The organism is Desulfacinum hydrothermale DSM 13146 (assembly GCF_900176285.1).
GTDB classification, from domain to species: Bacteria; Desulfobacterota; Syntrophobacteria; order Syntrophobacterales; family DSM-9756; genus Desulfacinum; species Desulfacinum hydrothermale.
This window is the reverse complement of the sequence record NZ_FWXF01000027.1, coordinates 1-19276: the sequence shown is the minus strand read 5'-3', so window position 1 is coordinate 19276 and position 19276 is coordinate 1. Positions and strand designations below refer to the sequence as shown.

18 protein-coding genes are annotated in these 19276 nt (G+C 50.5%); 10 read left to right on the top strand and 8 right to left on the bottom strand.

The window, feature by feature from the left end:
• The 6 genes from B9A12_RS16785 to B9A12_RS16780 all read right to left on the bottom strand — a co-directional run.
• The coding region (locus B9A12_RS16785; RefSeq protein ID WP_170920672.1) for a choice-of-anchor D domain-containing protein at positions 1-3266 on the bottom strand (3266 nt) is incomplete at its 3' end.
• A 222-nt stretch (positions 3267-3488) separates the two neighbouring features.
• On the bottom strand, positions 3489-4877 hold the full coding sequence (locus B9A12_RS15785) for a TraB/VirB10 family protein (protein WP_084059061.1): 1389 nt from the start codon (positions 4875-4877) through the stop codon (positions 3489-3491).
• Between the two features lie 9 nt (positions 4878-4886).
• Complete coding sequence (locus B9A12_RS15780; protein WP_084059060.1) at positions 4887-5948, bottom strand: TraK domain-containing protein; 1062 nt, start codon at positions 5946-5948, stop codon at positions 4887-4889.
• Between the two features lie 3 nt (positions 5949-5951).
• Entirely contained in the window at positions 5952-6566 is a 615-nt protein-coding gene (locus tag B9A12_RS15775) for a TraE/TraK family type IV conjugative transfer system protein (protein ID WP_084059059.1), read from the bottom strand.
• Positions 6567-6575: 9 nt separating this feature from the next.
• Complete coding sequence (gene traL, locus B9A12_RS15770; protein ID WP_170920671.1) at positions 6576-6854, bottom strand: type IV conjugative transfer system protein TraL; 279 nt, start codon at positions 6852-6854, stop codon at positions 6576-6578.
• Complete coding sequence (locus tag B9A12_RS16780) at positions 6832-7608, bottom strand: hypothetical protein (RefSeq protein ID WP_139796683.1); 777 nt, start codon at positions 7606-7608, stop codon at positions 6832-6834. Before B9A12_RS16780 ends, traL begins: the two co-directional genes overlap by 23 nt.
• Positions 7609-8327: 719 nt before the next feature.
• On the opposite strand from B9A12_RS16780, the gene B9A12_RS15765 reads away from it, so the two are divergent.
• From B9A12_RS15765 to B9A12_RS15745, 5 genes are all read left to right on the top strand, one after another.
• Positions 8328-9068 (top strand): tetratricopeptide repeat protein, encoded by a 741-nt coding sequence (locus tag B9A12_RS15765; protein ID WP_084059057.1) that lies wholly within the window; start codon positions 8328-8330, stop codon positions 9066-9068.
• Between the two features lie 67 nt (positions 9069-9135).
• The gene (locus B9A12_RS15760; protein WP_084059056.1) at positions 9136-9558 is read left to right on the top strand and encodes a hypothetical protein; all 423 of its coding nucleotides are present in this window, start codon (positions 9136-9138) and stop codon (positions 9556-9558) included.
• 553 nt (positions 9559-10111) lie between these two features.
• Positions 10112-11029, top strand: coding sequence for an AAA family ATPase (locus B9A12_RS15755; protein WP_084059055.1), 918 nt, complete (start codon positions 10112-10114; stop codon positions 11027-11029).
• A 76-nt stretch (positions 11030-11105) separates the two neighbouring features.
• Complete coding sequence (locus B9A12_RS15750) at positions 11106-12032, top strand: DUF3150 domain-containing protein (protein ID WP_084059054.1); 927 nt, start codon at positions 11106-11108, stop codon at positions 12030-12032.
• An 80-nt stretch (positions 12033-12112) separates the two neighbouring features.
• Complete coding sequence (locus tag B9A12_RS15745) at positions 12113-13780, top strand: hypothetical protein (protein WP_170920670.1); 1668 nt, start codon at positions 12113-12115, stop codon at positions 13778-13780.
• A 145-nt stretch (positions 13781-13925) separates the two neighbouring features.
• Here the strand turns inward: B9A12_RS15745 and B9A12_RS17995 are convergent, their stop codons facing one another.
• Positions 13926-14513 (bottom strand): tyrosine-type recombinase/integrase, encoded by a 588-nt coding sequence (locus B9A12_RS17995; protein ID WP_425430187.1) that lies wholly within the window; start codon positions 14511-14513, stop codon positions 13926-13928.
• 913 nt (positions 14514-15426) lie between these two features.
• Between B9A12_RS17995 and B9A12_RS15735 the strand changes: the two genes are divergently transcribed.
• The 5 genes from B9A12_RS15735 to B9A12_RS15715 all read left to right on the top strand — a co-directional run bounded on the left by B9A12_RS15735 (position 15427) and on the right by B9A12_RS15715 (position 18958).
• On the top strand, positions 15427-16404 hold the full coding sequence (locus B9A12_RS15735) for a primase-helicase zinc-binding domain-containing protein (protein ID WP_084059051.1): 978 nt from the start codon (positions 15427-15429) through the stop codon (positions 16402-16404).
• Between the two features lie 100 nt (positions 16405-16504).
• Positions 16505-16687, top strand: coding sequence for a hypothetical protein (locus B9A12_RS15730; protein WP_084059050.1), 183 nt, complete (start codon positions 16505-16507; stop codon positions 16685-16687).
• A gap of 119 nt (positions 16688-16806) precedes the next feature.
• A complete protein-coding gene (locus B9A12_RS15725) occupies positions 16807-17814 on the top strand; it encodes a YqaJ viral recombinase family nuclease (RefSeq protein WP_170920669.1) in 1008 nt (335 codons plus the stop codon).
• 110 nt (positions 17815-17924) lie between these two features.
• Positions 17925-18452, top strand: a complete 528-nt coding sequence (locus B9A12_RS15720) for a hypothetical protein (RefSeq protein ID WP_084059048.1) — start codon at positions 17925-17927, stop codon at positions 18450-18452.
• Positions 18453-18472: 20 nt separating this feature from the next.
• Positions 18473-18958: a JAB domain-containing protein gene (locus B9A12_RS15715; RefSeq protein WP_281247923.1), complete on the top strand. Its 486-nt coding sequence runs from the start codon at positions 18473-18475 to the stop codon at positions 18956-18958.
• A gap of 51 nt (positions 18959-19009) precedes the next feature.
• Here B9A12_RS15715 and B9A12_RS17115 read toward each other — a convergent pair.
• Positions 19010-19276 (bottom strand): hypothetical protein (locus B9A12_RS17115; protein ID WP_170920668.1); only part of this gene is annotated, 267 nt, incomplete at its 5' end.

The following is a 19276-nucleotide window of genomic DNA, read 5'->3' as shown; positions in this document are numbered from 1 at the left end:
GACGTAATAATATACCGCCCCACCTGCTGTTGGTTGACATACGTTTTTAGATTAGTGGGATCGGAAAGTAATTCCTCAAAGCTCGACAGCGGATTCATCGCAATTTCGATTGGAGGCGGTTCTTCCACTATCAAAGTGACGGTATCACTATATAGTAAATGTTCCACATTGTTTGCGTCAAACATTACCACTTCGGCAGTCAACGAATACGATCCCTCTGTTTTTGCGTACCCGGTGAGGTGCATGGTATAGGGATTTGGTTCAAGACCTTCCGGAATGTTTTTCCACCGAACCAGTCCTATGGTTCGATCAATCCGGTTTTTTTGAGCCCGTTCTTCGTCGGCTGTGAATGTAGTATGGGCAGTTGTTAGGGATATCTCAATATCTGCTTTTTCTGCTAGTTTGTGAATGTGTAGCTCATCTTCATTGTTAGCTATCTGCACATTTCCCAATTCCCACACACTTACCTGTAGCCTCCCCGCATGAGTTACGTTGGGGTTGGTTCCGTAGAGCCATATTTCAGCATTTCCCGCTACGTGTTCTTCCGACACATACAACGGCATTTGCACAGGGTTGTCTCGTACAACATTTTCGGCTACCACCTTACGTTCGCCCGGATTTATGCGTACTCCGTTTATGGTCAGGGGTACGTCTCCGGTAACATACGCCATGATATCGGTAGGTTCCGTAAGTGTTTTGACCAGGTTCCACGTACTAATTGGCCATTGACCGCTCATGTTTTTCAGCGGTCCGGCAATGGGCGGTAGATAAAATATGCCAAGGTTGGTGGTGTAGAGTTTTCGTGCCGTTAAATTTATGCGCACTTCCTGTTCGTCTGGGTCAGTAGTGTGCAGTATGGCATAACCGGAGTAGTCGCCACCCGTACCCGATAGCGGCTCAAACTTAATCGTTATGTCACATTGTTCTCCAGAAGCTAGCGATGTACATGTGTTTTCCGCAACACTATAGGCATCTGATACGAATTCTACATCGGTAATGTCGAAGGATTCTGTGCCTGCGTTACTCACAGTAAGGCTTGCGTACGTAGGTGCATTTATATACGGTTCGAATTCGAGTTGCCTTGGGGTCACCACCACATCAGGATCAACTCCATTGGCCTGCAGGGAAGCCGGGTGTGTTTCTATGTTTTCATCCGAAACCGTTATGATCATTTGACCTACTGCAGGGCCAGTTTGTGACGGGGAATACCGTACGGTCACGGTGCAGGTCTCATCTGTTGACAGCACCTTTCCGCTGCACGTGTCATCCTTTACAACAAATTCCGGGTTATCAATGGAAATGCCCCCCACTAATCCGTCTGCCAATCCGGTATTCCGGATGGTAATGGTTTGGTCTGCACTCTGGTATAGGGGAACATTTCCAAAATCTACAGTATCCGGTTCCGGCTGCAGTGTGGCAGATATTGCCTCCACGGTCAGCGGAACAGTAATTTGTGAGTTGTCCGGAGCACTCAAGCTGATTATTGCATTGGCGCTATGCACGCCATTTTGTTTCGGTAGTGCCCGTACGGTAAAAGAGCACTGGTCTCCGGGGGACATGGGTACGTCCATTTGGCAATTTTGTTCCGTTATCCAAAAAACTGTTCCATCGTCAAGCGCAATGTCACTTAACGTGGCTTCTCCGGTTCCGGTGTTTGTTACGGTAAATACTGCCTCGGAAGAAGAATTGACCGGAATGCGGCCATAATCCTTACTGGCCGGATCTACTTCCACCGTTACGGTAACCGGAGTCCCGCTGAGGTGCACGGTAAGGGGATTTTCGTCTGGATCGTTGGATGAAATGTGTATGTTTGTTTCCGTTAGACCCTGTTCGGCAGTTTGTGGAGTAAAACTCACAAGGATTTCACAGGTTTCTCCGCCTTGCAGATTTGCATCCTGGCACTGGTTATCCATCGAAAAGTTGATAGAATCTTCGATTTGTACGTCCGTAATGGACAATATGGCGGATCCGGCATTCATTACTGTTATGATCTGTTGTGGCGGATCAGTTCCAAAAACTACATTTCCGAAGTCCACGTTATCCGGATCAACTTCAATATCCTGTCCAGATCCATAACCCGTAAGTGTAAGGGGTTCAGTTGTATATATCTTGTCGATTACGTTGCCATTTTCATCATATACTTCCACGAAGGCATTACTCGTAATCTGTATTGGCGCTTCGTGCAGACCAGGCGTATCAGGAGCAAAACTGACATAGAAGCTGCATGTTGTACCCGGTGCCAGAGTGGCGGACGCACAATGGTTGGGATCGCTTAATTCAAAATTGCTGTCGGGAATTTGGAGATTATCAATTCTCAAAGTTCCCGAATCGACCTTGATAATAAATTCCACTTCATCTGAAATGTCGCCAGCGTTTACTGTTCCAAAATCATATTGCCCACACGTCATGGGGTCATAATTGTACTCACACGAACTATTTGTTGCAGCAAATACCTGATAGTTAATGTATGTTGCATGTGCGGTTATGTGCACTTCGGTGGTATAGGTGTCAGTTATGCACTGCGGGCATTCCACATATGCGTAATAGTTAAGCTCCTGCCAGGTGGGGTCCAGCGTGACCACGAAATTACATGTTTCACCTGGCTGTAGTTCTTCTGGACATTGTAGCTCACGGGAAGCGATCCATTCAGGTTCCCCTACTGTAATGGTATCATAGAAAGTCAGATGTGCAGGTGCTGTTCCTGTATTTTGCACCGTGTAAGAATACGTTACGGGCTCTCCTATGTTCAGATCTCCCTTATCTATCGTTTCCCATTCTGGCCCAACCGGGAGCAATATCGGCATGTCATCACTTATGACATTCCCTTGCATGGGATGCGAATATGTATAGGTTTTGTCTGGTTCATTGGGATCAATGAGATGTTCCTGAACGTCGAACTGCAGATATTCATTAACCACACCTGGATTGGCATCGGAACTAGGCTCGAATTTAATAACAACTTCACACCCTTCTCCATATTTGTATTCCTTATTTGGATCACATGTAGTGCTAAGTATGCTGAATGGTGAGTCTGCTGAAGGTATATTGAAATTACTAAACTTGAAATATCCTTCATCGCCATTGGTAAGAGTAGGGTTCTCCAGCGTTACTGTGGCATAATAATATCCCCCCGGAGGAGCCGATATGGTGAATGGTGTGGGATATATATAGAATGATGGATCCTCTGCAAATACTGCTGCACTATGCGCGACACATATTACCATAACTACTGCTGCCCAGAATAGCGCTTTTTTCCCGCACTTCATGTCTCCATCTCCCATCATCGAAGCTTGTCCTGCATCCTAATATACCATTCCGGATACTATCCTATACAAATATGCCGGAAATGTTCCAGTCCGTATGATAGAAAAATGGAATTATTGGTGGGATATTTATCTTATTTTGATGCCCACCCGATCTGACCAATCAAAGCCAGATCGGGCTGCAGAACCAGAAGCCTTTCCAATACCCCGACGAAAACCACCGAACTAATGCCCGATGTTTCCTGGTGCAAGTTTTACAGACGTGCCGTTGATGACAATAATGGTGGCTTTGCGACCGGCGTCAATCTCCACTACCGGAAATAATTCTTTGGCCATGTCGAGATAAAATTGGGAAACGTTTCCAAATGCCTCACTCCCGCCTCCCAGCAATGCCTGTGCTGCCGCGGGAGCAGGATTGGGAAATTGATAGTCCTGTGTGTTTCCCGGTGTAATGTCCAGCGTGGTGATCTGGCTGGGACTCATCGCGTTCGAAAGGCCGGAGAAAAATCCGGCGATAAGGGATTTAGCAATCATCTGACCTTGCTTCGTAACCAAACGGCCCCTAATTCCCACCTTGCCGTCCTGGCCAACCAGGTAGCCGTCTATTGGCGTTTCAATCACACCTCCATCCTGTCGTACGCAGGACAGCTTTTCGGTACGCAACTCCGCTCTCTCCGTGGACATAACCCCATAGCCACTGGCCAAAATAAAACATTCCCTGATGTCCATCCGATATCGGTTTGGTAAAATGGCCTCGTGCTTGATACGCAGGATCACCGGTACTGGATTTTTCCGCGCATAATTAGATGTGGGCGCATCCATGCCATTCAGGAGAACACCCTGAATTAGTGCGCCGGCGGGAATCCAAACGGATTGGCTCTTCCCTGCTCGTTCTTTCCTGATGCTGTCGTCCCTGCGGTCGCGTGCCGTTTTGCCCCCACCCATACCATTGCTGGTTGCACTGGCTTTTCGCGTTTGTGTTAGACTATCCTGCGTTTGCGCAGAATGTTTTTCTGCTGCAGTACTTCCCCTCCCATCATCGTCTGTTGCAGAAATCAGTCGTAGTTGCGGTCTATCAACTTCCGGCAGGACCGTTTCCTTGGAAATGTCATTGGTATCCGTTGTTTCAGGAACGTTTTGCCGAAATTCCGGTATCGGGGGAATTTGGGGCTGCACTTTTCTTATAGGTAGTTGTTCTTCTGGTTTTTGTGTTTTTGCAGCTTTTTCTACCATTAGTTTTTCGAGAGTTTTCTCGATATTTGCTATGCGGCTTTCCAAGTCCTCACCCATCCGATGCTGTTCCAGTTGTGTCAGTCTTTTTTCCCACTTTTCCAGCATCGGCATTTTTGTTCTTTGGGTATTCTGCTCGATTTTTTTTAATCGTTTTTCCAAGTTCAGCAACTGTCCGGACAGATCCTCGATAGTAGCATCACGCTGTTGAGGAACCATTACATGCGTATCCAGATGACTGGTGGTTTTGGTTTTTGTTCGTTCCGTTTTGTTGATTTGTGTAATAAGTGCCGATGTGCCTATGATCGCACACAACATCAGAGCAAGCGTAATTTTTCTTCTTGTTGTCGGAGGTATATTAGTCCACTTTTCCTTGAAGTCCATTTCCGCCTCCTAGTTTATTGTATTTTGCTTGCCCGCCATGATATACACGCATGTTTTCTGGGATGGCTCCAGTTTTATTGCGGGATAGAGAGCAACCGCCTTGACACCCTTTTGATAGAACGATGCTTCGTTCAGTTCCACTGTTGTCTTACTTGTGTTGGTAATCTCATATACGTATATGTCCACATTCTGGCCAGAATATCTTTTTAGTGGAACAAATTGCAATCCATCCACATTTGCAGAGTGCTTTTTCATTTTGTGCACGACGAACCCAGACGGCATCTCGTTTTTAAGAACAGTACGGTATAGATTACGAATCCAGTCCGTATATGAGTCTGCCGTTTCGATATTATTGTCGATATCATCTGCACGAGACGGAACATCATCCAACTGTACAATTACGGTTTGCCCCGGAATGCGTGAGGGAACAAGAGTCAAGGACACTACCGGCGAATTGACGGATCGCTTGTCCGATATGTATATACCAAAAGGTTCTTGGGATTTGGGAATTACATACACATTGCCGCCGGACGTGATAATGTTGGAATTACTGCTATCAACCACCTGCGCTTCATAAAACGGAGTGGCAATGCGGTTGGGCATGCAGCAGCTAATCTTGGCCACGTAGTTCACGCCGTCCCTGGCGTGTATCACCATGGGCGTAACAGGCTTTTTGGCTCCCGGCATCCGCCCCAGAACCGGCAATGCTGTTGCTTCCGGTGGAATCGTTCGAGAAATACCGTACAATAGTGGCATCTTGCGCGAAAGTGTATTAACGGCTTCCACATCTGCCTTCTGGGCTTTTGCCTTCTGGGCTTTTGGTTGTGCGGAAACCGCCGTCGGCACCGTAGTTGTTTGGCGTGTGCCGGTTTTCGGTAGGACCCGCACCCTATCCTTATCTTTTTTAGTCACATGTTCTTGGTTTTGTGTTCCTTGTGGGATAACGGGAGTCGGCAATTCAATGTCCAATCCATTTGTTACTGGGACAAAAGGCTCCTTACCGGCTGCCGTTCCCACCGTCCCCACCATTAACAAACTTACCACCAGTATCATGCCTGTAATGCGATACATGATTTACTGTGCCTCCGTCGTCCTGTGTTGTGATTGCTGCCATTTCAGCGTATGTGGTTCGCTGCCTTCGTAGCTAGTGAATCCCGTAATAAGCGGCAATCCGTTCTCTATGTGTATCTCCATTTCGTAGACTACCGGCTTCCTTTCGCTTACAGAACGGAATCCAACCGTAACCAGCTCCCCAACAACAAATACCTTTGATGTTTCTTCTTCAAAGACTACCTTTCTGGGCGAGAAATAGCTTGCATTAGTTGATGTGCTAACAAAGGAATCTTTCGCCAAAGCTATTAGCTGACTCCTTACATTTGGATATATACGGGGAGACATGAACCTGCTTACCGAATCCGCGACGAATTCAACATTCTTGGGAGTAATGTTCCCGATTAGAGTGGCTACGTATAGACCAAATGACTCATAGTATTGCCGGTTTGCAGCACTCCAGGATATGTGGGCTTTTTCGCTAAGGTTGGGCGGCACAATAACTATCCGGTCATGCTGGTGTGTGATGCGCCATGTGAGGAATGTAATGCTGATGGCCATCAGTATATTAGACACCAACAAAATCCTGTTTATGTTGATTGTAGTTTTCCACGTCGTTTTAAGTTTTAGCCACTTCATTGTATTCCTCTATGTATTGTATTCACGGATAACACCTACATCATGCGTGTTGTTCAACTTCATTAAGCCGTGCCAGTAGAACAAATGCAGCAAAATTCCATCCATCTGATTATGTTTGTAGCGGGAGAAGATATACAATACCACCAACCCGCACAACATCAAAGGAAACAACATTTCAAATATTATTCCTAACGCCATACAGGAAAAAAAGATTGCCACCTCGTCTATTTCCCAGAATAGCACCTGAAATGGAGCGTCAATATACTTAGGCATCTCTACCGGTTTCACTCTTCCCTCCTCCATGCCGCCTGGTAACGTATACTTCTACAACATCCTCCACCGGTTCCCGGCCCTGTATACGCACCGGCATGGTGGCCCCCACACTTATCATCCTGACATCCGGATGATTCAGGCTACCGAACCGCTCCAGTATCTGTCTGCGCAACGCATCGGCCTTAAGAAGCATGTCTTCTTTAGGGACCGATCTGTAATGCACAACTAGGCGAATCAGATCGGCACGATACCGGATTGCCATCTGTGCTGCCAAAACATCTAACTGGCCGACTACCAGGCGTTTTGTACCTGAATCCCATCGCGCCAACCCATAAAATACAGTTTCCTCTCTATACCGCTCCCGCTTTGCACTACTGTTACCTGTTCTAGCATAGTCCGTCTTTGCCACTTGGCCCGACTTGCCAGATGCCGATGAACGGCGCTTTTTGTGGTGACGCTTGCGAACCCGCTCATAGGATACCCACTTGGGTTCGCCCAGCTCCTTCACTATCCTAGCCGCCACATCTGCCGAATCCATCAATACGATTTCATCATGAGCAGGAAAGATAGCAATCTGCGTATATGGCGACTCCAAATACTCCAGTTTCTGTACGTGTACTTCCGCCGGAGAAACCGGTTTCGGAATCGGAACCGGAGTCGGCGGAGAATGTTCAATCTCCCTGGAAGCACAACCCATTGCTCCCGTTATAACCACCACCGCCGCCAAGCACTGCACACACATATCCCGAACAGAATGTATCCAATCCATCGCCACACCTCATATATGATGATATTATATCTATATACATAGCGGAATGCATCAACTCCCATACTGTGCTGGATACTGTCCCGTTCATCCCCGCTTTGCACCTCTACCATATCGTCGCAATAGTATCGCGGCCACCTCCCTAGCGATATTCCTGCAAGAAGTCCCGTTCTAACTGGATGCAAAAGCTGCTTACTGTACACCAGCCCCGAATCCGGAATGGATACCTGCCCAACCGTACTGAAAGCAGTATCCAGAAATGCAATCAGTAGAAGAATGCCTAGAAGTGCCAGACATGCTCCTGATCCAGTTCGAGATATTTCCGGTGTGCTCATCCTTGTGTTTCCTCTGTCCATACATTGCCCCCCGTGGCGAATATCGTTTACATTATACACCTCTTTGCGTCGCCCCCCACACTTGAAGAGAATAAAAAGGTACCCTATATACCGTTTTTTTAACTCTTTTGAAAATCCGACACCCGAATGTCCGATTGGCCCAACCAGGAAAAGACAGAAACTCCCGCCGCCCAGCAGCCCGCACGCGAACCGATTGCGTTACGGTGGCACGACGCAGGGCTATTCAAACAAGATAATTACCAGCATAAAAACATCTGAAGTGGTCTCATCTGCACTAGCCAATAGGTGGGTGATGTGTTATAATAACTAAAAAAGCAAAGCAGGGGTGGCAAGACGAATCCATTTCTCTGCAGGAAGGAGGGCGGGATGTTTGTGAAGACGAATAGTAGAAGAAACATTGGGGACATGAAAAGAGAAGCAAAGGAAGCCCTAGAAAATGACGATCTGCAGAAATACAAGAGTCTCCTTTGTATGCTCCAGGAAACATATCCGGCTGACCTGTGGGCCTTTCGCAAAGAGGCACTGCTAGCAGCTAGGGAACGGGATTGGAATACCGTGCTTGCATGTACTCGAAAGGTGTGCACTAAAAATCCGCAGGATTTTGACATGCGCATCCTCATGGCCAAAGCCCTGAGCAAACAGGGACTGCATGCGGAGGCGGAGGCCCAGATGCGCTGGTTGGAACGTCAGATGAAACCGGAATCCACAGGCAACGCAAGATACGTTTCCTTTTTGTTGACATACTCCGGGATTTGTGCCGACAGGGGAAATCTCCGCAGAGCGGCTGCGTTTCTACAAGAGATCCTGGACATTTGCCCGGATCACGGCGAAGCCGTGATCCACCTTGCTCGGTGTCTTCGCAAAATCGGAGAAACGGACAGAGCACTTCGAGTGCTTGCACAACACAGCGATTACTCCGATCCGTACTGGCTGATCGAGCAGGCGTACTGTCTGGCACGAAAAGGAAAACCCTCCAAGGCGGAAAGCCTGCTCCGAAGGGCAGGGAAACTGGCCAGCTCCCACCGAAACAGGGACAGCCTTAAAAACCGGATTCGAGAGGTGATCTCCCGTGAGTTCTCCGGCACACAACTTCCCAGTCTTGCGTAGGATTATGAGGTGATAAGGAAATAAGGATGTCTCGGCATAAAAACAGAAAAACAGGGAGGTGATTCCAATGTTTGGAAATTTGTTCAAAATTTTCTCCGATCGGAGCTTTCACAACTGGAGGAGGCTCCTGCCCCTCGGTCGTGATTTCAACGATGATGATTTCGAGATTTGCACTCCTTCTGTCAACCCGGCAACCGGCTCGTTGATGGGGAGCAGCGATGTCATTGATGTTGATGACAATCCCTTTGGATTCGATTTTAGCGAAACTGATCTTTTTACTGAAAATACGTTTGATTCTGACAGCAATCTCTTTGAAACAGACGACATGTTTCACAATGATCTGTTTAGTAGCGATGACAGCGGAGACTTTGATCTTTTCGGCGATGATGCCTGTGAAAACGACTTGTCCGATTCAGACATTTGGAGCGACGATTTTGGTGTTGGTGATGACCTTTTTGGTTCGACCGGCATGGGCATTGATGACTGGTAATAACCCTGACCCGGAAAGGGGGTGATAGTGATGTAGAACAACGGAATCGGTGCTTGCAACAGAGCGGGCGTTGTACGGTGGTAGCCCAGTAGACGACAAACCTCGTCGAAACCGAACACCTCTCAGGATCGTGGCAGGATCTCCTGGCCGAAAGGCGAACGATCTAGCCGGACAAACAGAGTAAAACCCCAACTCATGTCGGTAGAAGGCCGGGTTTCCACCTGGCCTTTCTTTATTGTCTTTCTGGTCGCATTCTTGCATATTCCAACCTGTTTCCCCCGTATTCCAAACAAAAACCTTTTACTTGCCTGATCAGATTATCTCTGTGGAAATTGGCACCATTATGTTTCCAGACTATAACCAGAATGGTTCTTTGACAATTTTTTTAGGTTTTGCCGACGTTGCATGAATCGGGCGGAAACAGCAAATACACGGGTTTCCGCATTGTGCTTCATGTAACCAATTCAACCCCTGACCGGGGGGATGCGCACATGTGTCCCCCCGAAAAGGGGTTCCATGCGCATCCCCCTGCTGCAGAAAGGAGGATTGTCGCATGGAACAGGCAGTAGCAGATCTGTTTGGTGTCAACATTCCCAAATCAATAACCGTCAAGTGCTGGGACAGCTCCGACAACCCGTTTGTCCCGCATGCAGAAGACTACAAATTCAGACTGGACCTTCTGCGTGACTACCTCGCCTGGTGGAAAATCGGGGAGAACGAGGGCCTGTACCTTACAGGTCCGACGGGATCAGGCAAGACCAGCCTTGTCCTGCAGGCGGCAGCCCGAATGAATGTGCCCGTATATCGGGCTACCGGACATGCCCGCCTGGAGCTGGCCGACCTGGTCGGTCACTATGTCGTAAACGACTCAGGAGGAATGGTGTTCGAGTACGGTCCTCTGAGTCGTGCCGTCAGAGACGGCGGAATCTTTCTCTTTGATGAGATTGACGCCGCTGATCCCTCGGTCCTCGTCGGACTAAATTCCATCCTCGATGGAAGTCCATTGCAGATTCCGGAAAAGGGAGGGGAAATAATCCCCGTTCATCAGCAGTTCCGGTTCGTAGCTACCGGCAACACCAACGGCGGCGGCGACGAATCCGGCGAATACGCAGGAACGCAAAAGCTGAACATGGCGTTCCTGGACCGGTTCTGGATGCTCACCGTGTCCTACCCAGACAAGCAAACGGAAGTCGATCTGCTTGAGAGCCTCGGCATCGTCCCACAAATAGGGGAGAAATTCGTCGAGGTAGCCAACCTTATCCGACAGCAATTCCTATCGGATGAGTATGAAACCCGGATCAACATCACGATGAGCACGCGGACTCTCGTGCGATGGGTTAAGCTCGCGCTCTTCTTCAAGAAGCGCTCGGACTCAGTGTACTACGCGCTAGAGCGGGCGCTTTTGATGCGAGCCTCAGCCCGAGACCGAGAGGCCGTTCAAGAATTGGTTCAACGAGTATTCGGCAACTAACCCTGTAGGGGGAGACCGCATTCCACCCCCTACAGGGGGTTCGGTCTCCCCCTGCGAGGAAAACAGGAGGAAGACCATGATTGAACAACAGCAAATTCACCTGGAACTTTCAAAAGTCGTCCTGGTCCGTGCAGACATCTGTATCTGGTCAGGAAAGAAGCGACTCACGGCGAGGGATCTTGACCTCGAAGATTTGCCCGAGGATCTCTTTGAACTCGGGAACAAGCGCCTCATTGATAAGGCGCATTTACGGCCATTCGAGGCCATCCGCAAAAGGACTGAGCGCACGCTCAGGACACACGGAACCAAATTCCTCGGCGCATGGATGGTGCCGTTGGACCGTTCCCAGGAACTGTGCCAAGCGCTCGATGGACTCAAAGAGGAATTCATTCAGAAGAAAACGGATTTCCTCGCCAACCTGGAGTCCTATCTGGACGAGTGGCGGCAGGCGCACCCCGAGTGGGCAAAACTGCTGCACACTATTCCAGAAGAGATCAGTGACCGCTTTTCCTTCTCGTGGCAGGCGTTCCAGATCATCCCGGGGGAGGGCGTGGAAGAGTCCTTCCGGAACACACCCTCTACGTTCCTCCGTGAGATAGCGGAGGACACCAAGCCCGTCTGGGAGCGTATCGTCAAGGAGAAGGCACGCAAGGTCGCATCGTTGCGACCTCTGAAGAAGCTGTTACCCAAAATCACGGGTTTTGCGTTCCTGGATCAAACGATCCACACAATCGGCACCGACCTGGAAACGGTCCTGAGCCCCATTGATTGGAGCGTCCCAAACCAGCCGGTTAGTCCCAGACTCTTGGCAGAACTTCGGAAAATCCTGTTCATCCTTCAGAACCCGAACATGGCCCTCCGTTACAGCGAGGCAATGAAGGAGCTGAAGGAGTCAACACAGGACGACGAATGGGACGAAGGGCCGGAGTCAGAGCAGCAGCCAGAGGTCGTAGAACCCGTACCCAAAAAAGTACCGCTCATCACGCCAGATGAATGGTTCTAAAGCCAACCCCGAACAGGGAAGATGTGTCTTTTTCTCCCTGTTCGGGGGAGGCATGTCTTCCCTCCGATTGGAGGTATTCCATGACCAAGAGCTATCTTCCGGTCGTAGCTTCGGCTCTGGCCCGAAAGTACGGTGTCAGGGTCCAGTTGGTGGATCATCTCGATGCAAGAACTGACGGGAATACCATCATTCTTCCCGCAATTGCGTCTGAGATGAATCCACGTCTCAGGACCCTCTTGCGAGGGTTGCTGGATCACGAGGCAGGGCATATCCGTTATACGGATTTCTCTGTGCCGATCTCCGATATGCTGAACGTCCTTGAGGACGTTCGCATCGAACGTCTGATGATTCAGACATTCCGGGGGTGCAGAGACAATCTTCGAGGGGCTGTTGAGGAGTTTCTAATTCCTCTGAACCCAATCAAAGCCGCGTCCCGCCAGAACGCAAGGATGAACGTCGCCATCTACCTCTCGCTGTACCTACGTGAGAGGCTTATCGGCTTTTCCCACGTTCTGGATGCGCCGGTGAAGGCGTGGAGGCGCGTAACCGTACAGCGAATTGGCGATGGCCTTCTCAGGACAATTGAAGACCTGGCCTTGTCGGGTCTTCAATCCGCTCAAGATACCTGGGCTGTACATGAGTTAGCCCAGAAGATCGAGGCGCTCTTGAAGGAGCCAGGCACCGGGGATGAAGAGAAGACCGAATCGTCGTCCGGGGACTCTGGCAATGATCAATCGGATTCCCAGTCTTCGCCCGAGTCGGATTCTGGTGAGGATGAAGGCGGTAATCAGTTGGGCACCGGTGATGAAGACGGAACCGACTCGTCGTCATCTAGGGACTCTGGCGATGATCAATCGGATTCTCAGTCTTCGCCCGAATCGGCAAGTGTCGAACCTGGACTTGGCGAAATACTTAGACAAGCCTTGCTCGGGGAGATCGCACCGAAATTCACGGGCGATATGATTCTTCCCCGTGTAAAGCTCGTAGGCCAAGTAGATTGCTGGGATCCCCAGGAAAAGGGGCAGGCCGAAGCGATCGCAGAACGCCTGCGCCATCAGCTGCTTTCGTACTTCCAAGGGAGGACATGGAGCCGAGACGGGAATAGGCGATCCGGTGCCCGCTTGGATTATTCCAAGCTCTCGAAACTCCGGTACGCGAACCCAAGAGTATTTAAGGGGCCGGAGATTCGTCGCAATCCAAGCGCAGCGATTTATCTGGTCCTTGATGCCTCCGCAAGCATGAAAGCTGAAGGACGTTTACACATAGCCCGACAAACGACATACGCCTTGTGTCGGGCTCTTACTTCAGGGTGGCAGACGGAGGGGATTCTATTAAAGTCCGTTTGCTTTCCTTATCGTAGCAGCTTACAGCTTGGGCTTCTATTTGACTCTCAAAATAATCAGAAGCCCATCCCAGAAGTCTTTGCTAGTGTCTCGGCCAGTGGGGGTACGCCTCTTCATGCCCCGCTGAGATGGATCGGTATGGATGCCCAAATGGATCCAAATGTGCGAGACAAGGAAAAAAGGATAGCCATTATTGTAACGGATGGTATGCCCAACGACATTAACCTGGCCCTCTACGCCATAAATTTTGTGCACGAATCCGGTGTGCAGACCTATGGCATTGGAATCGGGGTGAGGCTATCTCATTTGTTTCATCATTGGTGCACCATCCAAGACATTCGGCAGCTTCCTGGGGTAATGGTTGAGTCCCTCAAAAGGGCGCTCTCAACTCCAGCTCTCCGGTAGCATGCACTTTATTAACTCCGAACAGGGAAAACAGATCTCCCTTCCTCCCTGTTCGGGGAAGAGGAAGGCATGGAAGGATTGCGAAATCCTCTGACTCCAACAAAAAACGGGTTGTGTTGTCCTAACGGACACCAACCCGTTTTTTTTATTTCCGTCGAATTGCGAAGCCATCCACAGCGGTTCGGATTGCCGCAGCCGTTGTGTGGACATATCGGCTAGTTGTTGAAAGGTTGGAATGGCCCAAAAGTGCCTGGATTGTTTTAATGTCCGTACCGGACGCCAAATAAAAGCTGGCCCCGGAATGGCGCAGAAGGTGGGGTCCCATGTGCCGTTTAACAAACCCCGCATGCTCCAAAGCCCTGCGCACCACGTTCTGTACCTGGCGGACACTCAACCGGCTTCCGCGTGTCGAAACAAACACCCAAGGGCTGTCGGTTGAGGCCCACTGTTCTCGCTGTTCCAGCCATGTATCCAATAGATCCCGGATTTTTTCATTGAGCGGAAGCCTGGCTTCCTTTCCCCCCTTGCGATGTACGCGAAGAGCTCCGGGCGTCGAAGTCAAGTCCAGGTTATCCAAGCGGAGGCTGCACACTTCGGAAACTCGGAGACACAATCCGGCCAGAAGAGAAACCACAAGCAGATTTCGGTCGACAACGCATTCCCGGGATGTGTCCACAACGGACTGAAAGAATGCTTTCAGTTCCGGTTCGGATAGAAAATCCGGTTCCGGCATCCGTAGTTTGGGTCTTGGTAGCGATTCTAACGGGTTTTCCAGGACCAGGTCCTCCTCAACGAGGTATTCGAAAAAGGCCGACAGGACAGCAAGGACAGTCCTCCTGGTTCCGTTGGATATCCTCAGATGTCCAAGGTATGCGGTTATCAGGTTTCTGTGTACCTTGTGCGGAGCTGTAATTCCCTTTTCGGATGCAAACCTGGCGAAACGTTCCAGTTCGCGTCGGCGGTTGGCTGCCGTGGACGCCCGAAATACGCCTAGTGCCGTCTGATGCTCAATATATTCCCCTACTGCCTGACGAAGGTTGATGTCCCTGCCGGGAGTATAGGTGCACCGCATTATGCGCCTCTCCTCTTGGTGGTTGCGAACATGCCGAAAAAAAATAACACAAACAAAAACCAAAATGAAGAATAATGTGCCCCCAACGCCACACGTTTCTATCCTCTCGCATGGACAGGAATGGAACAGGATGTATATGCTAAAGCAGCTCTTTGAAAATTTGCTTTCGATTTTTAGAACCGTGCTGTGTCAGCACAGCACCAACCCAACCCCCCTGCAGGGGAGGCCGCATGTCTCCCTGCCGGGAGGGAACCATGTGGCCTCCTCAGCTCGGGAAAAGGAGGCTGTCATGAAAAGTATTACCCGTTCCATTCGTACCGGTTGCGGAATGTTCCCGTATGTTGCCGGGACGAACGGAGAATTTCTCGTACATCTTTCAGCAAGCGACACATATCCTGCCGCCGTAATGTCGCACCGTTATCCGCATACTCAATCCCGCACTTCGTCGCAAAGTTTCCCTTAAAAAGCGTACAGGGAAATTGCGGGAAATTGAGTGCCCCAATTCCATCTGGACCAATGAACAAAAGGTGACGTTCTGCATGGTCGCCATTGGAATGCAACGGGGAGGTGTGTCATGTTGCTTGAGCTACTACAGACACCCGTTCGGCGGGTAGCGGCAACGTACGGCGGTGAATATGCAACCGCTTGCCCATTCTGTGGCGGTAGAGATCGGTTCAGGGTCTGGCCCCACAAGCATAACGGCAAGGGCAGATGGTGGTGCCGCCAGTGCGGTAAAACCGGCGATACCGCCGACATGCTCATTGCCCTGGGAAAAGCCAGGGACTTCCGCGAGGCCTGCGCCATACTGGGAAGAGATACCTGCAGTAATCCCATTTCCGCATCTCCTGTCAAACGGGAACGCAAGGAATTTGCTCTTCCTAATCAGACATGGCGTGCCAGAGCGGAAATCTTCATTGCCTGGTCGCACGAAAAAATAAAACATGAACTGCTGAGACTCAGGCAGACAAGAGGCATCAAGCCCGAAACTGCCATGAAGTACAAACTCGGCTGGAATCCCACAGACTGGCAGCGTCCCCGAAAACCATGGGGACTTCCGCCCAGACCAGATGGACGCGATACGGTGTGGATTCCGTCCGGCTGGGTCATCCCTGCAAGCAGGGACGGAATGGTGCACCGCGTGCGCATCAGACGAAATGCCGGCAGACAGGACGCCCCCTACGTGGCCATTGAAGGATCCAACGGCGCACCAATGCTTGTCCGATCCGGACTCCGTACTGTTGTCGTAGAGTCCGAGCTGGATGGCATCCTGCTGGCGCAGGAACTGCCTTCCGTTTATGGCGTGGTAGCCCTCGGATCGGCCTGGGTACGTCCCGACACCGACCTAATTAAGAAGCTGAAGGCAACATCAGAAGAAATTATCGTTGCACTTGACGCCGACAAAACGGGAGAAGCCGCCGCAGAATGGTGGTTGCAGGTCCTGGACCATCCTGCAGTACGGCGACTCCAACCCAGGGGCGGTAAGGACCCCGGCGAAATGTTCCGCAACGGATTTTCGCTGGTACAGTGGGTTCAGACCGCCAGTACGCATTAACCCATCACCCCTGCACAGGGGAGAGACACATTCTCTCCCCTGTCGGGGAGAAAATCGTGTTTCTCCCTTCTGTGCAGATGCAAGGAAAGGAGGAACACGAATGTTGCAAACAACTGAACTGAAAAACCTGGCAAAAAAACGGCTTCTGCAGCTTGTGTGTGGAAACGGGCAGAAACCAGTCCTAAACCACGAAAAAAGCCAACTAGAGGCAAAACGCCTTCGCATGCTTGGCCCCAAAATAATGCGGGAAATCGGAACGGTTCCGATTCGATTTGTCGGCTGATACCCTAACCTGACCCCGTACAGGGGGGGGAGAAAGACATTCCCTTCCTCCTGTACGGGGGGAAGTCGTGTCCTTCTCTCTGCTCCCCGTACGGTACCGGAACAGAAAGGATGAGGGACATGGTACTGACGGCAGGACATCTTCGGCTGGTGGATGATTACAAAAGGAAGGAATGGCACGAGGAACGCAGGAAAGGCATCGGCGGATCCGATGCTGCGGCCGTTCTGGGTATTTCTCCATACCGGACCCCAATGGAAGTCTGGATGGAAAAAACCGGTCGAAGAGAACCCGAGTTTTCGCCCCAAGCCGAAGAAAGAATGAGGTGGGGAACGCTTCTTGAGGGGGTTGTGGCGGATGAGTATGCGCGCCGGTACAGAGCCGTGCTTTGCGAAGTGCCGGAAACCCTTTGGCATCCCGACTATCCTCATGCCTATGCCCATCCTGACAGGGTACGGGTACCCGGACAGGAAACAAAGATTGTCTGGGACGGCAGGAAGCTCCATGGAGCCGACCTGCTTGTCGAAATCAAGACGACCGGGGAATACTCGCCCCACTGGGGTGATCCGGGAACGGACGAAATCCCCGATCCGTACCTGGTTCAGGTACAATGGTACATGGGTATCACCGGCCTGCAGAAAGCTCACGTGGTTGTGCTCTTTGGCGGTCGGAAACTTGACGTTTACCGGGTGGAACGGGATGACGAATTCATCCAAACTGCCCTGGAAACCGTCGAAAAATGGTGGGAACGTTATGTTGTTGGGGACGTTCCGCCGCCGCCGCAGACGGAAGCCGAGGCCAAACTGTTGTGGCCACGACACCGTGCAGGTAAAACCGTCGAGGCAACCACCGAGATCGAAGAAACCGTCCGCCGGCTGAAGGAAGTGAAAAAGCTGGCAAAAGAGTTGGAAGAAGAGGAAGCAAAGCTCCGCAATGTGCTCACAGCATATATCGGCGAAGCCGAAATCCTTGCGTCTTCCGACGGTACTAAGCTGGTTACCTGGAAAGCCAACAAAGACAGAAAGGTAACCGATTGGAAGGCACTGGCACAAGCATGCGGTGCCGATGAGGAACTGATTGCACAATACACGCAGGTAAAACCGGGAAGCCGGGTCCTGCGCATCCTCTAACGTTCATTCCATCCCCGGATCGGGGAGAGGCATTCTTCTCTCCTCGATCGGGGAGAGAAGTGTGCCTCCTTTTGAATGCCAAACAAACAGCTTAAAAGGAGGTACAGGGTATGAACGTGATCAGAACTTTGGACGATTGCATTCGGCTTGCTCAGATCTTGGCGGTGTCCGATTTCGTTGCTCCGGAATACCGTGAGAAACCTGCCAACGTAATGGCGGTAATCATGTGGGGAGCCGAAATGGGACTGGGACCTGTTCAGGCACTTAATGCGGTAAAGGGAATAAAGCTGAGACGGCAGGACACCGAAAGCGATGACCGTCGGTCAGGTGCTGCAGATAGCCCGCGCCCCGCTACCCGAATGGAAGCCGTTAAGTCCAAACTGAACAGAATCCGCCTGCTCCAAAATCAGGAAAAGACGGAACCGCCCGAGGATAAATCCGAAGCCCTCACTCCGGGTACTCCCACAGTAGAGGAAGTAATCGGAATTATCCGATCGGCACGGAACGAACGGGAACTCCGAATGGCCGCCGATCTGGCAGCGGAACTCAGTGACGAAACGGAAAAGAAGATTGCGCGTGCCGTGTATGCCGAACGCAAGCAGGTCCTCTCCGGACAACCGGTAGCGCTTGCCTCCTAAAAGAGAAAAACCGCAGGGAGGTGACTGGTATGAATTATTTTTCAGAATCTCAGCTGAAGGTTTTGGAAGAAGCCATGACAATACTGGAGGAAGCGGCGCAGTATGGTAGCAACGCCCTGTTGCTGAATAACCCGGCGACCGCTTCATCTTACTTCATGATGCGGCTTGCACATCGGGAACAGGAGGTCTTTGCAGTTGCCTTTCTGGATGCCAAAAACCGTCTGATCGAATGCAGGGACATGTTTTTCGGAACTGTGGATTCCTCCCGGATTTACATCAGGGAGGTTATCCGAACCGCACTGCTGCTTAATGCGCGTTCCATTATTGCAGCCCACAATCATCCGAGCGGAGATCCAGAACCGTCGGAACAGGACATGAAGATTACCGAAGACCTGAAAAAGGCCTGTCTTCTCCTGGATATCCGTCTTCTGGATCATATCGTGGTGGGTTGCAATAGAGTTGTTTCCCTAACGAAAGAAGGACTGCTTTACGGAGCGGTCGCGTAAACACAAAAAAAAACCTTCCGGTTTCGGAAGGTTTTTTTTTGTTGTTTGTTGTTACCGAACAGCCGCCAAATTGTTCTGGATAACAGAGACTCTGGAACCAGTGTACATCATAATTTTAGAAAGTTCCTCAAACATCTCGTCCTCATCCAGAACGTAAACGTAGTCGTCATCATCCTGCAGAGATGCGTCGTCGTTCAGGATGGCTTTGGAGCTTTTACAAAATGCCTCATAAAGCTCCTCGGGCGTTTCCTTAACTTCATCCAGAACGTAAACGTAGTCATCATCATCCTGCAGAGATGCGTCGTCGTTCAGGATGGC

Bases quoted from the DNA above. Each gene is read 5' to 3' on its own strand.
- B9A12_RS15735 (WP_084059051.1), top strand. From the start codon at position 15,427: ATGTTGCTTGAGCTACTACAGACACCCGTTCGGCGGGTAGCGGCAACG.
- B9A12_RS15775 (WP_084059059.1), bottom strand. From the start codon at position 6,566: ATGAAGTGGCTAAAACTTAAAACGACGTGGAAAACTACAATCAACATA.
- B9A12_RS15720 (WP_084059048.1), top strand. From the start codon at position 17,925: ATGAACGTGATCAGAACTTTGGACGATTGCATTCGGCTTGCTCAGATC.
- B9A12_RS15725 (WP_170920669.1), top strand. From the start codon at position 16,807: ATGGTACTGACGGCAGGACATCTTCGGCTGGTGGATGATTACAAAAGG.
- B9A12_RS15765 (WP_084059057.1), top strand. From the start codon at position 8,328: ATGTTTGTGAAGACGAATAGTAGAAGAAACATTGGGGACATGAAAAGA.
- B9A12_RS15760 (WP_084059056.1), top strand. From the start codon at position 9,136: ATGTTTGGAAATTTGTTCAAAATTTTCTCCGATCGGAGCTTTCACAAC.
- B9A12_RS15780 (WP_084059060.1), bottom strand. From the start codon at position 5,948: ATGTATCGCATTACAGGCATGATACTGGTGGTAAGTTTGTTAATGGTG.
- B9A12_RS15745 (WP_170920670.1), top strand. From the start codon at position 12,113: ATGACCAAGAGCTATCTTCCGGTCGTAGCTTCGGCTCTGGCCCGAAAG.
- B9A12_RS15785 (WP_084059061.1), bottom strand. From the start codon at position 4,877: ATGGACTTCAAGGAAAAGTGGACTAATATACCTCCGACAACAAGAAGA.
- B9A12_RS15730 (WP_084059050.1), top strand. From the start codon at position 16,505: ATGTTGCAAACAACTGAACTGAAAAACCTGGCAAAAAAACGGCTTCTG.
- B9A12_RS15750 (WP_084059054.1), top strand. From the start codon at position 11,106: ATGATTGAACAACAGCAAATTCACCTGGAACTTTCAAAAGTCGTCCTG.
- B9A12_RS15755 (WP_084059055.1), top strand. From the start codon at position 10,112: ATGGAACAGGCAGTAGCAGATCTGTTTGGTGTCAACATTCCCAAATCA.
- B9A12_RS16780 (WP_139796683.1), bottom strand. From the start codon at position 7,608: ATGGATTGGATACATTCTGTTCGGGATATGTGTGTGCAGTGCTTGGCG.
- B9A12_RS17995 (WP_425430187.1), bottom strand. From the start codon at position 14,513: ATGCCGGAACCGGATTTTCTATCCGAACCGGAACTGAAAGCATTCTTT.